At 43.9% G+C, this 1,832-nt stretch carries 1 protein-coding gene and 1 pseudogene; both read right to left on the bottom strand.

Annotation, left to right across the window (positions count from 1 at the left end):
* Window positions 1–1,593: pseudogene (locus M2R48_RS05645) on the bottom strand (fimbria/pilus outer membrane usher protein); the annotation flags it as partial.
* A 47-nt stretch (window positions 1,594–1,640) separates the two neighbouring features.
* The coding region (locus M2R48_RS05640) for a FimD/PapC C-terminal domain-containing protein (RefSeq protein ID WP_262085359.1) at window positions 1,641–1,832 on the bottom strand (192 nt) is incomplete at its 5' end.

The raw sequence follows: 1,832 nt of genomic DNA, 5'->3' as shown, positions 1-1,832 counted from the left end.
TTGTTGCGCTTGTTTTAAATCCAACGAAAAGTTTGCTTCACATACGCGCTGATCTGGCAGTTGCACCCGAATGGTATTTTCTGCACTCAGATCTTCAAGATAAGCAATCCCGTCCATCCCTACATAACTCGATTCTTGATCCGCACGATGTACCACCGCACCCACTGGAATCGCTTGCCCATTGCTTTGCACTAAATACACATTTGCTGCATAAGACTGTTTGATTGGGAAGCCAATCACCACACCTGAGCCTCGTTTTGCCGCAATTCGATTTTCAACTTGGGTTGCATTAAAGTTGGAAGGTAAATCGATCGGGTTAATACTGTATTTAGCCGCGTAATATGGGGTCACTGATGGTACAAAAACATAGCCCTTGGCGTTACTCCGCCCCACCAAACTGTTTTCATAATGTACGGGTACATCTGCAACTTTGTTGGTATCAATCAAAGCAAACGACTCGCCCAATCGATTGGCAGCAAAGACATTGCCTGACATCAACACCACTGAACCGGAAAGTCCAAACCAATAGTTGTAATCATGGCTACCCGACATGCCGACATCGGTATTAAAATATTGGTTACGGTAGCTCAAGCGTGCTTGATTGTAGTCATCGCTGTTTTCATTAAAACGTCGGCTTAAATCAACACCAACACCGCCTGCCAACGGTGCACTACGGTTATAGTTGACATAAGCATAATCACCACTGGATTGTTGGCTATAACCTAGACTGGCCGTGGATCTGCTCTTGGAAAATGGAACCGATAACTGAAATGTTGCACTCCACTCTTTTTCCACAAAATCCCGATTGGCACTTAACGACACTGTCGCACCACGCAGATAGGATGGTAATACGGGCGCCCAAGACAGGTTCATCAGTTTATTTTTAATGTCGCGGTTCTTGGTTCGGATATAGGCCACCCCAAAAGTACCCGACCGATCTGTGGCAAAATAAGTATTGGCAACCCAGCTTTTATGACTGTTGGCTGAAATCAAATTGCTATATTGCAAGCGTGAAAGATCATAATAATCCTGATCTCGCTGAGTATGATTAAGACTAAATCCAAAGCGTTGCTGGTTATAGCTATAACCTAGCGTGTATTGATTTCCCTTAAGGTTTTGACTATTGATTCGATTAAACTCACGATCTGCCCAGCTTTGAGTTGCTGAACCATTGAATACCCCAAACCGATTCAGCTTAAGCACTGAACCTAGTCCAGCCAACTGAATTGAATCTGAGAGTTCAACCCGCCCTTCAGCCGTGAGCCAATCGTTAATCCCGTAACGTGCATCCGCCGAACCAGCAAACTTGCCATATGCAAAGTTCTTAATCCCATAGTCTTCGCGGATTTGTCCCATAGACACGGAATAATCCAATAACCCCGGTTTAAGCAAAGTATTCGAAATATAAAATGGTACAGAGGTTGCCACCTGACGGCCAACACTATCTGTGGTGACAATCACCGCCTCGCCTTTACCATTGATAAATGGAACATTATTCAAAATGAAGGGACCTGATTGCACATCGGTTGAATTGGCTTTCTGTCCATTGATCAATAAGTCCACAGTGCTCGGTAAGGCCGCTTGTCCTTTAAACAATCCAGAGAATAATAGACCTGCGGGTATTATTTTTTTTAAAGTAATCATGGTTGAGCCACCTCACGACAAACAACCGATTTAATCACTACAATCTGTTGTTGCGCTTGTTTTAAATCCAACGAAAAGTTTGCTTCACATACGCGCTGATCTGGCAGTTGCACCCGAATGGTATTTTCTGCACTCAGATCTTCAAGATAAGCAATCCCGTCCATCCCTACATAACTCGATTCTTGATC

It is taken from the genome of Acinetobacter sp. I-MWF (assembly GCF_025433935.1).
GTDB classification, from domain to species: Bacteria; Pseudomonadota; Gammaproteobacteria; order Pseudomonadales; family Moraxellaceae; genus Acinetobacter; species Acinetobacter guillouiae.
The sequence above is the reverse complement of the archived record's forward strand: the minus strand, read 5'-3'. Positions and strand labels throughout refer to the sequence as shown.